This is a genomic window from Polymorphospora rubra (assembly GCF_018324255.1).
Taxonomy (GTDB): Bacteria; Actinomycetota; Actinomycetes; order Mycobacteriales; family Micromonosporaceae; genus Polymorphospora; species Polymorphospora rubra.
This window is the reverse complement of sequence record NZ_AP023359.1, coordinates 25,100-42,430: the sequence shown is the minus strand read 5'-3', so window position 1 is coordinate 42,430 and position 17,331 is coordinate 25,100. Positions and strand designations below refer to the sequence as shown.

Here is a 17,331-nt window from a genome sequence, read left to right as displayed (position 1 = left end):
GTCCCGCCTTTGCCACCCACTCGCGCACCCACGCCCCGCTGCGGCTGCGTCGGCGCGCGCATCGGAGGTGCCCCATCCCATGAACCACGTCCCCTTCCCACGCCCCGAGGCGGCGGTCCGCCGCCTCGGGGCGGGCAGGCGCGGACGGCCTTCCGTCCGCCGCCTGCTCCGATACCGTCCTCGGACTGTCCGCGCCGCCCTGGTCCTACTCAATACCGCCGCGGTGGCTGCAGTCCTCGTCGCTGTGCCGACCGTGGCGTGGGCGGCCGAGCCCGCAGCGGTGGTGCTGGCCGCCGAGTCGATCGAACAGGTCGCCAACAACATCCGTACCTGGCTCGTCGGCATCCTGGTCGCGGTCGCCACCCTGTTCCTCACCGTCGGCGGCGTGCGTTACCTGGCCGCCAACGGCGACCCCGGCGAGGTCGAGAAGGCCAAGCTCGCGCTGCGGTCCGCCGCGATCGGCTACGCCCTCGCACTGCTTGCGCCGCTGTTCGTGACCATCGTCGACGCATGGGTGGCCTGATGACCGCCCTCGCGATCCGATCCCGCCGCCAGTTCCGACCGGTGGCGTTGCTGCTGCTCGGCGTGGTGATCCTCGCCGGCCTTGCCCTGACCTGGGCCGGGCCGGCGCATGCCGAGCCGAGCCCGGCACCCGGCCCGCCCTCTACCGCACCCGGCACGCCGCCAACGCCCGGCGTGCCTGACCCTGGCGTCCGCCCGCCGGGGGTGGAACCGTCTCCCTCCGCGCCAGCCGCGCCGGCACCCACGCCCGGCCCGGCCCCGACTCCCGGTCAGCCTTCTGTTGAAGATGATCCGGACTGGTACGACATCGGGGGCCAGATCCACAAGGCCGTGGTCGACCTGGTCGTGTGGGCTGCCGAGCAGGCACTCCAGCCGGTGATGGAAGCCCTCGGCGCATCGTGGCTGTCCACCCCCGACCTCACCAACAACGAGCACGTCAGGGCGATCTGGACGACCAGCCTGATCACCGCCAACGGCGTCCTGGTGCTGTTCATCGTTGCCGGAGGGTTCCTGGTCACCGCCCGGGAGACCTTGCAGACCCAGTACGGCCTCAAGCAGGTGCTACCCCGCATCGCCCTGGGCGTGGTCCTGGCCAATTGCAGCCTGGTCATCGGCGAGAAGGCCATCACGCTGACCAACGCGCTGACCGTGGCCATCGCCGGCAACACGATCGACGGCCCGACCGCCGCGACCGCGATCCGGCAGATCGTGGACAACGCCCTGCAAGGCCACGGTTTCCTGATGGCGCTGATGGCCATCGCTGTGATCGTGATGTGCCTCGTCCTGGAGTTCACGTTCGTCCTGCGACTGGCGGCGCTGGTCATCCTGCTCGGGTTCGCCCCGGCGGCGTTGATCTGCCACGCCAGCCCGTTGACCGAGGGTGTGGCCCACCTGTGGTGGCGCTGCGTCCTGGCCTGCCTCGGCCTGCAACTCGCCCAGGCCATCGTCGTCATGGCCAGCATCAAGGTGTTCCTCACCCCCGCCGGGCCGACCGTGATGGGCATACCAGCGACCGGGCAAGGGCTCCTCGGCGTCATTGTGTGCCTGACGATGCTGTGGCTGCTGATCAAGCTGCCGGGCTGGATGCGGCAGTTCATCCTCGGCCCGCTCGGACAGAGCAACGGCCGAGGACTGATCGGCCAGCTCGTCCAGACCTTCGTCATGATCAAGACGCTCGGTGCGGCGGCCGGCGTCCTGGGCGGCGCGAGCGCGGCCCGGAACGCCGGACGGACGGCACCTCGTCCACCCGGCCCTCGTCCATCGCCCGGCGGCCCACGTCCGCCCCGTCCACCGCGCCCGCCCCGTCCCGGGCCGACTCCCGTCCCGCCGTCCCCGCCGGGACCGACGGCCTTCAGCCATGCCCCAGTCACCCACACGCCGCTACCCGCGCCGGCCGGGACGAACGCCGTCCCCACCTTCAGCCACCCAGCAGTCCCGTCCACCCCGACGCCTGCACCGTCCGGCGGTGTCCCGGCCGCGCAGTTCTCCCACCCAGCCCCGCCCCACCCGAGCCCGCCGTCCCCGACCACCCCACCGGCCCGAGTCGCCTTCAGCGACGCCACGACCACGACACCGAGAGCAACACCCGGCGGCACGGCACCGGCAGTGACGTTCTCGGCCGCACCAGCGCCGCAGAACGCGCCGCGCCGGCCACCTACCCCGGTCACGCCGGTGTTCTCCGCAGCTCCGGCCACACCGAGAGCCGGCGGGTCACGACGAGCTTCGACCCCCGGGACACGGCCCACGGCGGCCCAGCGCGCCACCCCGAGCGGGCAAGCCGCCGCCAACGCGAGCACCGCCGCCCGACGAGCACCGGCCACCAACACACCCCGGCCTCGTCCACCGGACTCGTCCGTCCCACCGTCCACGGACGGTCGCCGGTCAGCGTCCCCGCCGCCGCGCCTGTCCCCGGCCGCTGGCGCGACGCCGGTGGGTCCGACCGCCGTCCGTACCGGGCCGCCCCCGTCCCCGCCGTCCCCACCGCCGGCTCGATCGCCCGGTCCGGTGCGGCGCTCGTCATCGAGACCGAGAGGTGATCAGCGATGAGCCGCCATGCCGACGAGGCCCCGATGAGGGCTCGGGTTCCCGCAGACATCGAACGCCCTGATCGGATTGCGTTCGGCCTGTCGGGACGCCAGTTGGTGATCCTGGCCGTCACGGGTCTGCTGCTCTACGCGGCGTGGACGGCGGTCGCCACGGTGGTGCATCCGCTGGTGTTCGCCGCAGGTGGGCTGCCGGTTGCCGCTGGGGCGTACCTGCTCGCGGTCGGCCGCCGTGACGGCAGCAGTCTCGACGCCTGGGTCCTCGCGGCGCTGCGGCACCGCCGCAGTCCGCGGCGGCTCGTGCCGGCCGATGGGCCGGTCATCCCGGCTCCGGCATGGGTTGCCACCACCGCCGGGCCGGGTGACCGGCTACCGCTGCCCGCACCGCTGCGGCTGCCCGCGAAGGGCATGACCGGCGACGGGCTGATCGATCTCGGGGCGGACGGCACCACCGGCCTGGTCGCCGCCTCGACGGTGGCCTTCGGCCTGCGGACCCCGGGGGAGCAGAACGGCCTGGTGGCCGGGTTCGCGCGGTGGCTGCACAGCCTCGACGGGCCGACGCAGATCGTAGTGCGGGCACAGCGGGTCGACCTGACCTACCTCGCCGACCGGTTCCTCGCCGCCGCCCCGGGCCTGCCGCATCCCGCGTTAGAGGAGGCCGCCCGCGCGCACGTGGCGTTCCTCGATGACCTGGCCGGTCAGCGCGAGCTGCTGCACCGGCAGGTCACCGTCGCCGTGCGTAGCCGACGTGGCGCGCACCACGCCGCGCATCATGCCGCCGAGGCGGTTCGCGCCCTTGCCGGCTGTGAGGTTCCCGCCCGGGTCCTGGACGGGGCGGACGCCATGGTGCGGCTTGCGGCCAGCCTCGACCCCACCGCCCCGGCCCTCACGCCCCACGCCACATCTGACGGAGGTGACAACCTGTGAGCCTGCTGTCCGAGCTGCTGCCGAAGCGGCGGCGTTCCGCGCCCGAGTCGGCCACGATCCTGCCCGGTTCCCCGGACGCCGTTGAGGTCGACGGCCGGTACGTGCGGGTCGGGGACGGCTACAGCGCCACGCTCGCCGTCGTCGGCTATCCGGCCGAGGTCGGCCCGGGGTGGGCGGAGCCGATCCTGTCTTACCCGGGCCTGGTCGACGCTGCCTTCCACATCGAGCCGGTCCCGCCGGCGGTGGCCTCGCAGCGGCTGCGTAAGCAGCGCGGCCGGTTCGAGTCCTCCCGCCGCCACGACGCGGCCAGGGGCCGCCTGGACGATCCCGAACTCGACGCCGCCGCGGCCGACGCCGCCGAGCTGGCCGGCCGTGTCGCCCGAGGCGAGGCCCGCCTGTTCCGCCTCGGCCTGTACCTGACCGTCCACGCCGCCAGCCCAAACGATCTCGCTGACCGGGTGGCCGAGGTGCGATCCCTCGCAGCATCGCTGCTGCTGGAGACCGCGCCGTTGACGTGGCGGCAGTTGCAGGGCTGGATCAGCGGCCTACCCCTCGCGTTCGACGCGCTCGCGATGAAGCGGGTCTTCGACACCGACGCCCTCGCCGCGAGTTTCCCGTTCACCAGCCCCGACCTGCCCGACACCGCCGGAGACAGCGGCATGGGCGTGCTGTTCGGGCTCAACCTGCACTCGGCCGGAGTCGTGGTCTGGGACCGGTGGGCGCAATCCAACTACAACGCCGTCATCCTCGCCCGCTCCGGGGAAGGGAAGTCCTACCTGGCCAAGCTCGATCTGCTGCGCAACCTGTGCCTCGGGGTCGAGGCGTTCGTCATCGACCCCGAAGACGAATACCTGCGCCTGGCCGCCGCGGTCGGCGGCACGGTCATCCGCCTCGCCGCGGCCGGCGTGAAGATCAACCCTCTCGACCTGCCGCCCGGTGACGACGACGCCCTCAACGACCGGGCACGGTTCCTGCACACGCTCGTGACCGTGATGGGCAGCGGTGACACCGCCGTCAGTGCGCCGCTGCCCGGCGACGAGGCCCGCTCGCTGGACGTCGCCGTGCTGGCCGCGTACCGAGGCAAGGGCATCACCACCGACCCGCGCACGTGGAGGCGACCGGCGCCGCTGCTGGCCGACGTGATGGCCGCCCTGGAGGGCACCGACGACGCCGGCCGCCGAGTCGCCGCCCGCCTGCACCCCTACGTGGCCGGCAGCATGCAGGGCCTGTTCGACGGGCCAACCACCACGCTCGCCCGAGGGCATCTCGTGGTGTTCGCCATCAAGGACCTACCCGAGCAACTACACCCGGTCGGCACGCTGCTCACCCTGGACACGATCTGGCGCACCGTACGCGGCGCGACCGCCTCCGGTGCTCGCCCGGACGTGCTGCGGATGGTGCTGGTGGACGAGGCGTGGAAACTGCTGTCCGGCGGTCGCGGCGGCGTGTTCCTGGAGACCCTCGCCAAGTCCGCCCGCAAGTACGGCGTCGGCCTAACCGTGGTGACCCAGGACGCCGCCGACGTGCTCGCCACCAAGACCGGCCGCGCCGTCGTCTCCAACGCTGCGACGCAGATCCTGTTGCGGCAGGCGCCCCAGGCGATCGACGCCGTTGCCGAGGCATTCGGACTCACCGACGGCGAGCGGGCGTTCCTTCTGTCCTGCCAGCGCGGAGACACGCTTCTCGCGGCTGGGTCGGCGCGGGTGGCCTTCCACAGCCACGCCTCCGCGACCGAGCACGAGTTGATCGTCACCGGCCCTGTCACCGGTTCGCCGGACCGCCGCCGCTAACCCCGGCCCACGAGCCTCCCTCACCACCGCCGATCGGAGTCCCCGATGATTCCCATCCCTGCCCTGTCCCCATCCCAGCCTCCGGAGCCCACCGGGTGTGTGCCTGGTCAGGGCGGCGTTCCCGACTCGGTTGTGGGCGAGCTGCTGTGCGGCTCCTGGGGCGACGACCCCACCGCTGCCGTGTGGCGTCTCGTCCGCGACCGGTGGCCGCTGCTCCTCACCGCCCTGGCGGCGCTCATCGCCGTACGGGTCGGGTGGACGCTGTGGCGGCGGCGCGTCTGGCGGCGGCACGCCGCCCGAGCCCGGTGGCTGGAAATCACCCCGCCGGTGACCGCCACTCCGGCCGCGACGATCGGCCTGTGGCGGCTGCTCGCCACCGTGTTGCCCGCGCCGCGCCGGTGGGCGCTGCGCCCGGCGCGGCTCGTCTGGGAGGTCGTCGCCGATCCGGAGGGGATGCGGTGCGGGCTGTGGCTGCCACCGGGGGTCAATCCGACCGCCGTGGTGCGGCTGCTGCAACGCGGTTGGCCCGGTGCACGGGCTGAACAGACCCTCCCACCGGCCGTCGCGACGACCGGGGCCGTGGCCGCCCTCGCGGTCTGGCCCACCCAGCCGGAATGGCTGCCCCTGGTCGAGGACACCACGCCACCGCTGCGCCGAGGCGTGGACGCCGACGCACCGGAGGAAGACCGGCTCCGGGCCGTCTACGGCGGGCTCGCCTCGGCCGGGCGTACCGGCGGCGGGCTGCTGCAAGTCCACCTCGGCCGGGCACCCGCCCACCGCCTGCGGCTGCTACGCCGGGCGATGACCAAGCCCCAACGTGCCCGCCGCCCTCGTGGTGCATCCCGCGCAATCGGGCTGCTCGCTGACGGGCTGCGCGGGCTGATCATCGGCGTCTTGGACATCGTCACGCCCGGCCCGTCGAGCCCGAAGCGGCGCACCAGCCCGACCGACCCGTACACCGCCGAACTGGCCCGGCAGGCGCGGGCGAAGTACGCCGAAGCACCCCACCTGCTCGTCGCGCTCCACACGGTCGCTACCGGTCCCACCAAGGCCGCAGCGTCCGCTGCCGCTGCCGATGTCAGCTCTGGGTTCGGGCTGCTGTCGGCGCACTTCACCCGCCGCCGGCTCCGGCGTGGTGCGGTCGCGGCGGCCGACCGGTGGGTGCCCGAGGCCCGGATGAACCTTGTCTCCGTGGCGGAAGCCGCCGCCCTTGCCGGACTGCCCGCCGAACCGGCCGCCTACGGCCTGCCCGGTGCGGCGTCACGCCGTCGGGCCGCCACCCGCGACGTCTTCCAGACCATCGAGCGGGAGACGAACCACCGCCCAGCGGCGCAAGCGAAGCCCCGTGCGACCGAGGACGACGCCCCGCCAACCGCCTGGAGCATCCCATGAACACGACCAACACCAAGGCCCCGGTCCCCACCGCCCAGCCGGAGGACCGCCGGCTGAACCTGGTGCCGCTGAAGGAACGGCATGGCCTCGGCGGCAAGGTCATCGGCGTCGCCAACGCCGGACCGCCGATGCGGGTCGGGATCTCCCTGCCCGACTGCCGCTACCACCTGCACGCCCTCGGGCCGACTGGCACGGGCAAGACGACGTTGCTGATGCGGATGATCCTCGACGATGTCGAGGCTGGACGTGGGGTGGCGGCGTTCGACCCGGCCAAGGGTGACCTCATCCGAGACCTACTGGCCCGGCTACCCAAGGACTGCGGTGACCGCCTGGTTCTGATCGACCCGGACGAACGGGCCGCGCCCCCGGCGATCAACCTGCTCGACCCGGGCGTGCACGGCGGCAGCGCGCACGACGTGGCCGCGAACCTCACGGCGGTGATGGCGAAGGTGTGGTCACGCTGGTGGGGACACCGCACCGCCGACATCTGCTACCACGGCCTACTCACCCTCGCCCACGTCGAAGGCGCCACCCTCACCCACCTGCCACGGCTGCTGTCCGACTCCACCTGGCGAGCCGAACGGGTCAACACCGCCACCAGCAAGCTGAACGCCTGGGAAGGCAACACCCTTGGCCAGTTCTGGGAAGGCTTCAACGAACTGCCCGCCACGCAGCGCTCCGGCCTCGTCGCTCCGCTGCTGTCCCGGCTGCGCCTGGTACTGGCGCATCCGATGGCGAACAGCTTGTTTGGGGTGCCGGCCACCACGTTCTCCTTCGCCGACATCCTCGACGGCGGCGTCCTGCTGGCCCGCCTGCCCAAGGGAGTGCTCGGTGAGGACGGCACCCGGCTGGTCGGCTCTCTGCTCCTGGCGGGGTTGTGGCAGGCCACCACCGCCCGCGCCCGCATCCGCGAGGACGAACGTCCGGACGCGATGATCGTGTTGGACGAGTGCCACAACTTCCTGCACCTGCCGATCGGGATCGATGACGCTCTCGCCGAGGCCCGCGGCTTGCACACCTCGTTCGTCCTCGCGCATCAGTACCTGGGGCAGTTGTCCGGGGACATGGTGGAGGCGATCGACGCCAACGCCCGCAACAAGGTGTACTTCGCTCTCGCTCCCCGTGACGCCATCGACCAGGCCCGGCATCTGCGGCCGTATCTCGATGACGGGGACCTGATCCGCCTCGGCGGCTACGAAGTCGTCCTCCGGCCCGTCGCGAGCGGGCGGGTCGTCCCACCGGTTACCGCCGATACCGAGCCCCCACCGCCGGCCATCGCGGGGCGTGCCGGCGAGCTGCGCCGCGCGGCCCGAGAGCACACCGGCCTGCCGGTGAAACAGCGGCGACGGCTGCTCAGCGAAGCCGCTACCGCCTCGGCCAGCACCGACTCTTCCGCCCCGGTTGACGCTGCGGTCACGGACATGGTGGGCCGCAACACCTTCGCTGTTCAGGGCGAGGGTTCTAACGAGAGGTCTAACGAGCGATCCAACGAGGAACGCAACGACCACGAACAGTCGGGTGAACACGCCCCCTTGAACACGCCATACGCGCACGTGGACGGTGGTGAGGAGGACCGGTGGACCGGAACCGACTGATAAGAGATATCCCTCCTACCCGCACATCTGCCACCGGCAGTCTCCGCCTGACGGCGTCCGTCGTGGCCGCCGAACTCGGTCGGCTTACTCCCCGAGACCGGCTCCTGCTCGACCTGCTCGATCAGCACCGGACGTTCACCACCGATCAGCTCGTCGACCTGGCCTTCGGGTCGGTCGGTCGTGCCCGCAACCGACTCAACACCCTTCATGATCGAGACATCCTCGACCGGTTCCGCCACTACCACCGGCCCGGCTCGCAAGCATGGAGGTGGACCCTCGGCCCGGTCGGCGCGGCCATCATCGCGGCCGGACGCGACGAGGCGCTACCCCGTCCGGCCGCCGTACGCGACGCCACTGCCCGGCTCGCGATGTCTCCGACATTGGTGCACCTGGTGACCGTGAACGGGTTCTTCGTCGCGCTCACGGCTCATGCCCGCACCCGGCTCGGCGCACGTTTGGTGCGGTGGTGGAACGAGGCACGCTGCCGTGAGGCGTGCGGGAACCTGGTACGCCCGGACGGGCACGGCGTGTGGTCCGACAACGGCCCGGCGGTGCCGTTCTGGGTCGAGGCCGACCTCGGCACCGAAACCCTCTCGCGCGTGGTGGGCAAGCTGACCGGCTACGCCGCGTTACCGCCCCGCTGGGCGTATCCGGTGCTGTTCTGGCTACCCACCACCGCCCGGGAAGCCAACCTGCACGCCCACCTACGGCGGGCCGGGGTGCCGGACGGGGTGACCGTGGCCACCGCCACCGCCGACCACGCCGCCGCGTCCGGCGGCCCGGCGGGGCCGGTCTGGCGCATCGTCGGGCACCCCGACCGGGTGAGTCTGGCCGGGCTGCCCGCACCGGGCGGGGACGGTGCGCCGTGGGACGGGTAGCCGTATGCGTCACGGTCGGGGTCGCCGGGTTGCTGCTGTTGATCACGGCCGCCACCGCCGGGGTCGTCTCCTCGGTGCCCGGTGGCGGCGCGGGCGGGGGCAGTTGCCTCGGCACCGTCACCGCACCGGGCGCCGTCCCGGCGGGGTTGTCGGCTGAGCAGGCTCGTAACGCCTCGGTGATCGTGACCGTGGGTGAGCGGTTGCGGGTACCGGCGCGCGGGTGGGTGGTCGCGGTCGCCACCGCTCTCCAGGAGTCCTCGTTGATCAACCACGGTCACCTCGGCCCGAACAACGATCATGACTCGTTGGGGCTGTTCCAACAGCGACCGTCGCAAGGATGGGGTACCCCGGCACAGGTCATGAACCCCGAATACGCCGCCGGAAAGTTCTACGAGCGCCTCGTCACCGTGCCGGGGTGGGAACGGCTACCGCTCACCGAGGCCGCACAGCAGGTGCAACGGTCGGCGTACCCGGACGCGTACGCCCGACACGAAAGGCGGGCAACCGAGATCGTCGCGGCGTACACCGGCGGGACGCTGCCGGTGTGTGACGGTGCGCCAATGAGTGCCTCGGGGTGGACCCGCCCGGTGGCGGGCACGGCCGGTTCCGGCTTCCGCACCGGCGCCCGGCCCGGACACGACGGGGTCGACATCATGGCAGCGAAAGGCACCGTCATCCGGGCCGCGTTCGACGGCGTGGTCGTGCGCGTGCGGTGCAACATCGACGGCAGCTCATGGGAACCCACCGGCCGCCCGATGCCGTGCGACCGTGACGGCCACCCGGGACTCGGCGGGTGTGGCTGGTACACGGAGATCCGTCACGCCGACGACATCGTTTCGCGTTACTGCCACATGGTGCGACAGCCGATCGTGCGCATGGGACAGACGGTGATCGCGGGGCAGCCAATCGGCCACGTCGGAAGCTCCGGAAACTCGTCCGGCCCCCATTTGCACTACGAGATCCACGAAGGCTATCCCGCCACCGAGAACAATGCCGTTGACCCGGTTTCTTTCATGTACCGAAAAGGCCTGACCCTGTAAATCCATGAAGTGATTTTCCGCACAATGCAAGAAGACCTGCACGGGTTGCGGTGAGCGCCGCGCGTCCGGTCCGCCGGGCGGGCGGCGTCGTCGTTTCGACCCGAAAACCGCGACCCCGTAAGACGGTGTGGGCGGCCCCCGCGCCGCCTACCCCATGCGGTACTAGGGAGCCGCGCCGAACGTGTCACAGCGTTGGACCGGGGGCCGTCAAATGGCGTTTCGGACGGCGGTAAACGGTTCCTGAATCGAGAACGGAAGTGGCGCCGCGCGGCCACCGTAAAGAGTCTTGCGCAACGGGGGTTGACAATCACTGGGTATCGAGCGTCCATGGACGTGGGCAACAAAAACCGCCCCGGCGAAACCGCAAACAATGCGCACCACGCGCACGCGGAATCGCTATTGCCGACCCCTATTGCACGGAGGTTTATTCGCCATGTCCCCAAACACCAACGCCGCGCCGACCACCACCACCGCCGCCACCGTCGCCCGGACCCTCGCCAACCACCCCGACGGCATCACCGTCCGTGACCTCGCCGCCGAGGCCCGGGTGGGGCAGTCCACCGCATCCAAGGCCCTCGCCGCGATGGAGGCCGACGGCACCGCCACCCGCACCCCCGGCCCGACCAACGGCAACCGCAAGAGCGCCGACATCTGGCACCCCGCCACCACCTCCGCGACCGACGAGCCGACCCCGGCCGACGACGCTACCGACGCGGCGCCGGACGCGACCGACGAGCCGGCCTCGGGCGATGACGCCACCGCCGCGACCGACGAGCCGACCCCCGGCGGCGACGCCACCGACGCGACCCCGGACGCCGCCGACGAGGCGACCCCCGCCGACGACGCGAACGGGGGCGGTGGGGCGGACGAGTCCGCGCTGCCGGAGGCCCCTGTGTCCGGTGCGCCGGTATCGGGGGTGCCGGTGTCGGGGGTGCCGGTCGCCCCGCGTCAGCCTGACCTGAAGGTGTTGATCATGGCTGGTGTGTTGGGCGGTCACCCGAACGGCATCACCGCCGACAGCGCGATCAACGAGAGCGGTCTGTCGGTCGTCATGGGCGACACGATTCTCGCCGCGATGGAGGTTGCCGGGGTCGCGCGTCGCCTGCCGGTCGACGGGGACGGGAACGAGTTGTGGGTCATCGGGGACGGCGACCTCGCCACGGTGGACCCGGCCAACGCCCCGACTCACACCACGTGCCCGACGTGCGGTCACACCCGCAAGATCCGCCGCCCCTCGGCCCGGCGTACCACCAGCACCGGCCGCACGAGCGGCGAGATCAACAGCGACGGGTCGGCCAAGTTGGGCAAGAACGAGTTGCGTAACCGGGTCGAGGCGTTCATGCGCGACCTCGGCCCCGGCCACGAGGTGACCCCGGGCACCGTCGCCCGTGAGATCGGCGGGCGCAGCCCCGGGGCGGTCCGCAACGGCATGGACAAGCTGACCGGGCTCGGTGTGCTGGTCCTGACCCGTGAGGCCCCGGAAACGTACGCCCTCGCGGACAACCCGCCCGCCCCGACCGCCGAGGTTCGCGCGTTCCTGGCCCCGCCGGAGACCGACGACACCACCGCCGACGAGACCGCCACCGACGAGGCCGCCGCCGCGCCGGTCACGGCCTGACCGACCGCCCCGCCGAGGCCGGGCAGCCTGCCCGGCCCCGGCACCCGCACGCCCACCGACAAGCGCACGGAAGGAACGGACAATGACCAACCCCCACGACCACACCAACTACGACCACGACGCCCACGGCCCGACGCTCGCGCCGGGGTCGCTGCGCTGCCCCGAATGCGGGGAACCGGCCCGACCGGTGCCGCCGCGTGACTGGCCCCTCAACGAATTCGTCCCGCGTCCGGCCGCGTCCCACCACGACGGCACCCCGCTATGCCCGGTACCCGGCCCGAACGGCTCGCAACCGGCGGACCCGATCGGCGTTCCGGCCCGCCTGACCATGTGGCAGGCCGTACGGCAATCCTGGCTCATTCATCCTGACTGGACCGTCGCCGATCACCTCGCGTGGCTCGATGGCGAGGGCTACGACACCGGCACCCTGACCGGCGACCCGGTCGAGGTCGGGCGGTGGCTGGCCGAACACCGGCGTACGACCCCGCTGTCCCGTCCCGCCGACGACGCCCCGGTGTACGTGGTCGCAGGTGGCGACGTGGTGGCGGTGTTCGACAACGCCGACAGCGCCGGGATCCAACACGGCGTGATGGAGGCCGCCGGACTCGACACCAGCGTCTACACAGCGAGCGCGACGCAATGGGAGACCGTGGCACCGGTGCTGCGGATCGCCAATCCCGGCCTCGTCATCAGCGACACGCGGCCCGGCCGCAACGGCGAGGCGTCGTGACCCGCCCGGTGCCGCCCGCCGACGAGCCCGGCATCCCGCCCGCGCTGGCAGCGCGTCCCCACGACGTGCGGCGCGGCCTGCCGATCCCGCCGGTCAACATCCACTCCGACCCGGGCGGCAGTGGGTCGCACGTGGACTTCACTACGATCAACACCACCGTCTCGACCTGCCTCGCCATCGAGCGCAAGTGCTCGCTGTGCGGCGAGCCGATGGGGTATTGGGTGGCGTTTCTCGGCGGACCCCGCGCGGCTGAGCTGATGCCCTACGCGGACCCGCCGGGTCACCCCGAGTGCATGACCGCCGCACTGTCGTTGTGCCCACACATCGCGATCGGGCGGCACCGCCGCGCCCGTGCCGACCGTCCGGGGGCGGGCATCATCCCGCCGGGGTCGCACGGCGACAAACCCGACCGGTACCTGTTGGGCATCACCCGTACCTACCGAACCCGGTTCGTCCCCGAACACGGATACACGGTGTACCTGCCCGCCCCGTTCAAAACCGTCCGCGCGTACCTGTACGGCCAGGACGGGCGGCTGCACCCGGCCACCGACAGCCAGTAGGCCACGTCCGGCGGCGGGCGTCAGATTCGCCGCAGAAACCTTGATCGACTCCAGCCGATCGTCTTGATCGACCCATCGAGGTAGGAAACATTGTTTGTGACGGCGCGGCCGGGGATCGCGACCCCGGCCCGCCGCCCACCCGAACACCACAACCTGGAAGGGGTGCCACCGTGGCACACGAACTCGAAACGTTCGCCAACGGCCAGACGGCGTTCGCCTCCGCGCGGCTGTCCGCCTGGCACCAACTCGGCACCGTCACCGACGCCTGCATGACCGCGCAGGAGGTCATGAGCAAGGCATGGCTCGGCGGCTGGGAGGTCCGCAAGATCGCAATCCAGGGCATCGAGATCACCGACAAGGGGGTGACGAAGGTCGACTGCCCCGACAAGTACATGACCGTGCGGACCAATCCGGTCACCGGCGCCACCGAGTACCTCGGCGTGGTCGGCGAGGACTACAGCGTGGTCCAGAACGAGCAGGTCGCCGAGACCCTCAACCTCCTGGTCGACGAGTCCGGCGCGCACTTCGAGACGGCCGGCTCGATGCGCAAGGGCCGGTCGGTCTTCGTGACCATGAAGCTGCCCACCGCGATGCAGATCGCGGGGGTGGACGACATGGACCTGTACCTCGCGGCCACCACTTCGCACGACGGCACCGCCGCGCTTCGCCTCGACGCCACCCCTGTTCGGATCGTGTGCGCGAACACGCAGGCCCTCGCGTACCGGCGGTCGGTCAGCTCGTACACGTTCCGGCACACCTCGAACGTCACCAGCAAGATCGCCGAGGCGCGGCAGGCCCTAGGGCTGATGTGGAAGGCGTTCCGCGACTTCGAGACCGAAGCCGAGAAGATGATCAACGAGTCGCTGACCATGGGCGAGTTCGAGAAGATCGTCGCGCAGGTGTGGCCCCTCGCCGACGACGCCTCCGACACGGCGAAGAACAACGCCAAGCAGCGTACGGCGACGTTGCGGTACCTCCTCCGCGACGCCGACACCCAGAAGGCGATCAAGGGCACCCGGTGGGCCGGCTACCAGGCCGTCACCGAGTACATCGACCACTTCGCCCCCGCCAAGACCGACCTCGCCCGCGCCACGCGGGCGCTGACCGGTGCCGGTGCGGACCTCAAGGCCCGCGCGTTCGAGCTGCTGGCGGTCTGAGATGGGCTGGCGTTGGTTCCGGGGTAGGCGGAAGACCTCGGCCGGCTCCGGTACCGGCGCGCACTGCGCCACCGGTACCGCGAAAGTCCGGACCGAGCCTGTCGTGACGTCACCGCCCGCCCCGGCGCCCACCGTCGAGGCAATGATCGCCCTGGTCAACCAGGTGTGCGCCAACTTCGCGCGGGCCGAGGTCGCCCGCGCGACGGCCGAACACTCGACCAGCAGGGCCGAGTACGACAACTCGATCGCCCGCGCCGGGGAGTGGGACGCGCTCGTCAACGAGCAGTGGCGGGCGCTGGCCAAGGCCCTTCGTGTGGGACTGCCCAAAGGGGCACAGGTCGAGCGCTTCCAACCGGTCCGGCCACTGCCTAACGGTCACGTCGAGCTGCACCTGCACGACCCCTCGGCCCGCCGCCTTGTCGTGCTGCTCACCGGTGAGCAGGCCCTCGCCGTGGGCGCGCACCTGACCGCCACCGGGGCGATCGTGCTCGACCGAATCGGTCAGCTCAATTCCGGACTTCCGCACGTGAAGGCGGCACCGCCGTTCGCCCCCAACGGCACCGTCCGGCAACCGGCGACCCCGCCCGACGCCGCCGGACCGCCCGCCGACCGTCCCTGACCGCCGCGACGTGCCGCGCGGCCACGGTCCGACCCCGGCCGCGCGGCACATCGGGCGATGTCCCCTTTGACTCATCACGGAGTATCCGCATGAACCCAGAACGGCTGTTCGACCTCGCGGCCGAGTTCGCCCAGGCGACCGGCAATGCTGAACGCTTCCACGCCCACGCGGCATCCACTACCGACGACGGCCACACCGTCCACAACAGGAGTGCGTCGAGGTGGGAGGCCATCGCCGCCCGCCGCCGCGAGCACCTGCGCGCCGCGCTACGCGAGGGACTTCGGGGGACCGTCCACGCGGTCCCGGACGACGAGTTGCCCGTCGCCACCTGGCGGCGAGGCCGTGTCGAGGTCCGCGGCACCACCCTCGACGGCACCCGGAGCGTACGGGTCCGCTACACCCCGGCCCAGGCCCTCGCCGCTGGAGCCGCCCTCATCGCCTGTGCCGCCATCACCGACGAGCAGGCCGGAGGCACCCTCAACGGCATCCTCGCCGCCTTCCCACCCAACCCGGCCACCGGCGACGAGCCGGCCAGCGACGAGAAGGACCCGGCATGACGACCTGGAACGAGGCGTCGGAGAACACCGACGGCATCGGCGACGGGCGGCAACACGCCATCAGCAGCCAGCAGTTCGCGGGTGCGCTCGCCCTGCTCGGCTCGGTCGACCCCGTGTGCGCCGAGGTGCTGGCACGACTCAACCTGCGCGTCTACCCCGGTGACGCCACGGCCGGTGACCGCACGGCGTACGTGGTGCTCGACGTGCACGGCGTCTCCATCGGCGTCAAACGCCGAGCCGGCGACCTCTACCTGCACGCCGACACCACCGAGACCCCCGACGAGGTCATCGCCTTCGAGATCAACGGTGGCGGCGAGATCGACCACCCGACCCGCTGACCCCTCGTATCCCGTGAACGGAGTACCGATGTACCGGTCCCTGGAAGTGGGCGACACCGCCCGGGTAGTCAACCCGTCCGACGCCACCGAATGCCGCCTCGGCACCGTCACCGACGTCCGCTACGCCACCCCGCACACCACCTACGCACGCCGCTACACCCTGCGATTCCCCATCGGCGACGAGCGTACCTACCCGGCCGCCCACGTCGTGAGGTGCACCCGCGCCGACGACCACGCCGCCCTGGAGGCGGCGTTCATCAAGGCGGCCGTAGTCCTACGCCACGCCTGCCGCATCGCCCACGACTACGACCCCGACCTCAGCAGCGGAACGGCGAGCATCCTTCGGCGGCTGGTCGACCTCGCCAGCCTGCGCCTCAAGCAGACCCTCGACCCCGCCGATCCCGCCTGGCCGCACACCGGTACCCAGAACGGAGGCGACCGGTAATGCCACCGCACTTCCCGCATCCCGAGGGGTTCGCACGTCCGTCCGAGGCGGCAGCGCTCGACGCGAGTATGGCGCTGCTCCAGGAGCCGATCTACTGCCGCCGCTGCCGTCGAGGGCTCAACATCCGCTTCAACGACCTGGGCCTCATCGCCGGGTACCTGCACGCGGCCGAGCAGCGCGGCCAGCACAGCGACCACCGCCCCGAGCCCGCACCCATCACCCAGATCCCCGATCCGATCATCGAGTGCGACTTCTGCTCCGCACCCGAGGCCGCCTGGATCTACCGATGCGCCAACCAGATCACCGACGCCCGCCGGATCACCGCTCAAGTAGTGTCCGTCAACGACTACCGATCCCGACACCACGCGGCCAGAGTGCGCCGCACCGACACCGAGCACGCCCTCACCCAGGCATGGGGCGAGCGGTGGACGGCCTGCCAGGGATGCGCCGACCTCATCGAGGCCCGCGACCTGTACGGGCTGATCCGCCGCGTGGCCGACGCGATGCCCGCCAAGCTCACCCGAGGCAAACACCTGATGCGAACCCGAGGCGAGCTGCACGACAGGTACACCGCAGTGTTCGACACCCTCGCACCCGGCCGAGGCCAGATCACCCCCGGCCACCCGCTCGGCATCTGGCCCAACACGGCAGGAGGGGCATCATGACCGCCCCGTCACGGCACGAACGGCCCGCCTCCACCCATGCAAAGGCCCAACGCCGTACCGGGCCGGTCTGCGGAGCCGACGACGGGCCGTTGATCCGCGTCACCGAGGACCTGCACCTCGTCACCTGCCCGGACTGCGAAGGACTGGCCGAGATCGACGCGCTTCCCGACGACGCGACCGCAGGCGACCCTCGCGTGATCGAGTTGCTGCGCGAGGCGAAGCGCGGCAACTTCCGCAAGATCGACGGGGTGGTGGTGGACGCGACCACCGCCGCCGCGATCCTGACCGTGTACCACGCGCTCAAACCCGCCACCCGGGCGAAACTCGCTGCTATGCCGCTGCACCGGATGGCGGACGTGGCGTGGCGGCTGCTGCGGCCGAAGCTGTAACGGGGCTGGTCGGTGGCCGGCGGGCACGCCCGAGGGCGTATCGCGATCCCGACCGGCCACCTCGCCC

The 17,331-nt window shown here is 71.7% G+C and carries 18 protein-coding genes; all 18 read left to right on the top strand.

All coding sequences use genetic code 11. The annotated features are described in order from the left end of the window. Positions 1 to 79 precede the first annotated feature (79 nt). The gene (locus Prubr_RS00220; protein ID WP_212820418.1) at positions 80 to 523 is read left to right on the top strand and encodes a pilin; all 444 of its coding nucleotides are present in this window, start codon (positions 80 to 82) and stop codon (positions 521 to 523) included. Then, positions 511 to 2,568: a TrbL/VirB6 family protein gene (locus Prubr_RS00215; RefSeq protein WP_425517972.1), complete on the top strand. Its 2,058-nt coding sequence runs from the start codon at positions 511 to 513 to the stop codon at positions 2,566 to 2,568. The genes Prubr_RS00220 and Prubr_RS00215 overlap by 13 nt, the downstream gene beginning before the upstream one ends. Then, positions 2,565 to 3,491 carry a PrgI family protein gene (locus Prubr_RS00210; protein ID WP_212820416.1) on the top strand — a complete coding sequence of 309 codons (927 nt, stop codon included), beginning with the start codon at positions 2,565 to 2,567 and terminating at the stop codon, positions 3,489 to 3,491. Before Prubr_RS00215 ends, Prubr_RS00210 begins: the two co-directional genes overlap by 4 nt. Further along, positions 3,488 to 5,281, top strand: a complete 1,794-nt coding sequence (locus Prubr_RS00205; protein WP_212820414.1) for a VirB4 family type IV secretion system protein — start codon at positions 3,488 to 3,490, stop codon at positions 5,279 to 5,281. Before Prubr_RS00210 ends, Prubr_RS00205 begins: the two co-directional genes overlap by 4 nt. Before the next feature lie 132 nt (positions 5,282 to 5,413). Further along, positions 5,414 to 6,673 (top strand): hypothetical protein, encoded by a 1,260-nt coding sequence (locus tag Prubr_RS00200; protein WP_212820412.1) that lies wholly within the window; start codon positions 5,414 to 5,416, stop codon positions 6,671 to 6,673. Beyond that, positions 6,670 to 8,268, top strand: coding sequence for a type IV secretory system conjugative DNA transfer family protein (locus Prubr_RS00195; protein ID WP_246568174.1), 1,599 nt, complete (start codon positions 6,670 to 6,672; stop codon positions 8,266 to 8,268). The genes Prubr_RS00200 and Prubr_RS00195 overlap by 4 nt, the downstream gene beginning before the upstream one ends. A gap of 62 nt (positions 8,269 to 8,330) precedes the next feature. Next, positions 8,331 to 9,146 (top strand): replication-relaxation family protein, encoded by an 816-nt coding sequence (locus tag Prubr_RS00190; protein WP_212820410.1) that lies wholly within the window; start codon positions 8,331 to 8,333, stop codon positions 9,144 to 9,146. Then, positions 9,134 to 10,186, top strand: coding sequence for a M23 family metallopeptidase (locus Prubr_RS00185; RefSeq protein WP_212820408.1), 1,053 nt, complete (start codon positions 9,134 to 9,136; stop codon positions 10,184 to 10,186). Before Prubr_RS00190 ends, Prubr_RS00185 begins: the two co-directional genes overlap by 13 nt. Before the next feature lie 433 nt (positions 10,187 to 10,619). After that, positions 10,620 to 11,804 (top strand): MarR family transcriptional regulator, encoded by a 1,185-nt coding sequence (locus tag Prubr_RS00180; RefSeq protein WP_212820406.1) that lies wholly within the window; start codon positions 10,620 to 10,622, stop codon positions 11,802 to 11,804. Between the two features lie 82 nt (positions 11,805 to 11,886). Next, positions 11,887 to 12,534 (top strand): hypothetical protein, encoded by a 648-nt coding sequence (locus Prubr_RS00175; protein ID WP_212820404.1) that lies wholly within the window; start codon positions 11,887 to 11,889, stop codon positions 12,532 to 12,534. Next, positions 12,531 to 13,094, top strand: a complete 564-nt coding sequence (locus tag Prubr_RS36570) for a hypothetical protein (RefSeq protein WP_246568172.1) — start codon at positions 12,531 to 12,533, stop codon at positions 13,092 to 13,094. The genes Prubr_RS00175 and Prubr_RS36570 overlap by 4 nt, the downstream gene beginning before the upstream one ends. A gap of 170 nt (positions 13,095 to 13,264) precedes the next feature. Next, positions 13,265 to 14,251, top strand: coding sequence for a DUF932 domain-containing protein (locus Prubr_RS00165; protein ID WP_212820402.1), 987 nt, complete (start codon positions 13,265 to 13,267; stop codon positions 14,249 to 14,251). A gap of 103 nt (positions 14,252 to 14,354) precedes the next feature. Then, entirely contained in the window at positions 14,355 to 14,870 is a 516-nt protein-coding gene (locus Prubr_RS00160; RefSeq protein WP_246568170.1) for a hypothetical protein, read from the top strand. Positions 14,871 to 14,959: 89 nt separating this feature from the next. Beyond that, positions 14,960 to 15,427, top strand: a complete 468-nt coding sequence (locus Prubr_RS00155) for a hypothetical protein (RefSeq protein ID WP_212820398.1) — start codon at positions 14,960 to 14,962, stop codon at positions 15,425 to 15,427. Continuing rightward, a complete protein-coding gene (locus Prubr_RS00150) occupies positions 15,424 to 15,765 on the top strand; it encodes a hypothetical protein (RefSeq protein ID WP_212820396.1) in 342 nt (113 codons plus the stop codon). Before Prubr_RS00155 ends, Prubr_RS00150 begins: the two co-directional genes overlap by 4 nt. A 28-nt stretch (positions 15,766 to 15,793) precedes the next feature. Beyond that, positions 15,794 to 16,210, top strand: a complete 417-nt coding sequence (locus tag Prubr_RS00145; protein WP_212820394.1) for a hypothetical protein — start codon at positions 15,794 to 15,796, stop codon at positions 16,208 to 16,210. Beyond that, positions 16,210 to 16,875 carry a hypothetical protein gene (locus Prubr_RS00140; RefSeq protein ID WP_212820392.1) on the top strand — a complete coding sequence of 222 codons (666 nt, stop codon included), beginning with the start codon at positions 16,210 to 16,212 and terminating at the stop codon, positions 16,873 to 16,875. Before Prubr_RS00145 ends, Prubr_RS00140 begins: the two co-directional genes overlap by 1 nt. Further along, positions 16,872 to 17,264, top strand: a complete 393-nt coding sequence (locus tag Prubr_RS00135; RefSeq protein ID WP_212820390.1) for a hypothetical protein — start codon at positions 16,872 to 16,874, stop codon at positions 17,262 to 17,264. Before Prubr_RS00140 ends, Prubr_RS00135 begins: the two co-directional genes overlap by 4 nt. The last annotated feature ends 67 nt before the right edge of the window (positions 17,265 to 17,331 follow it).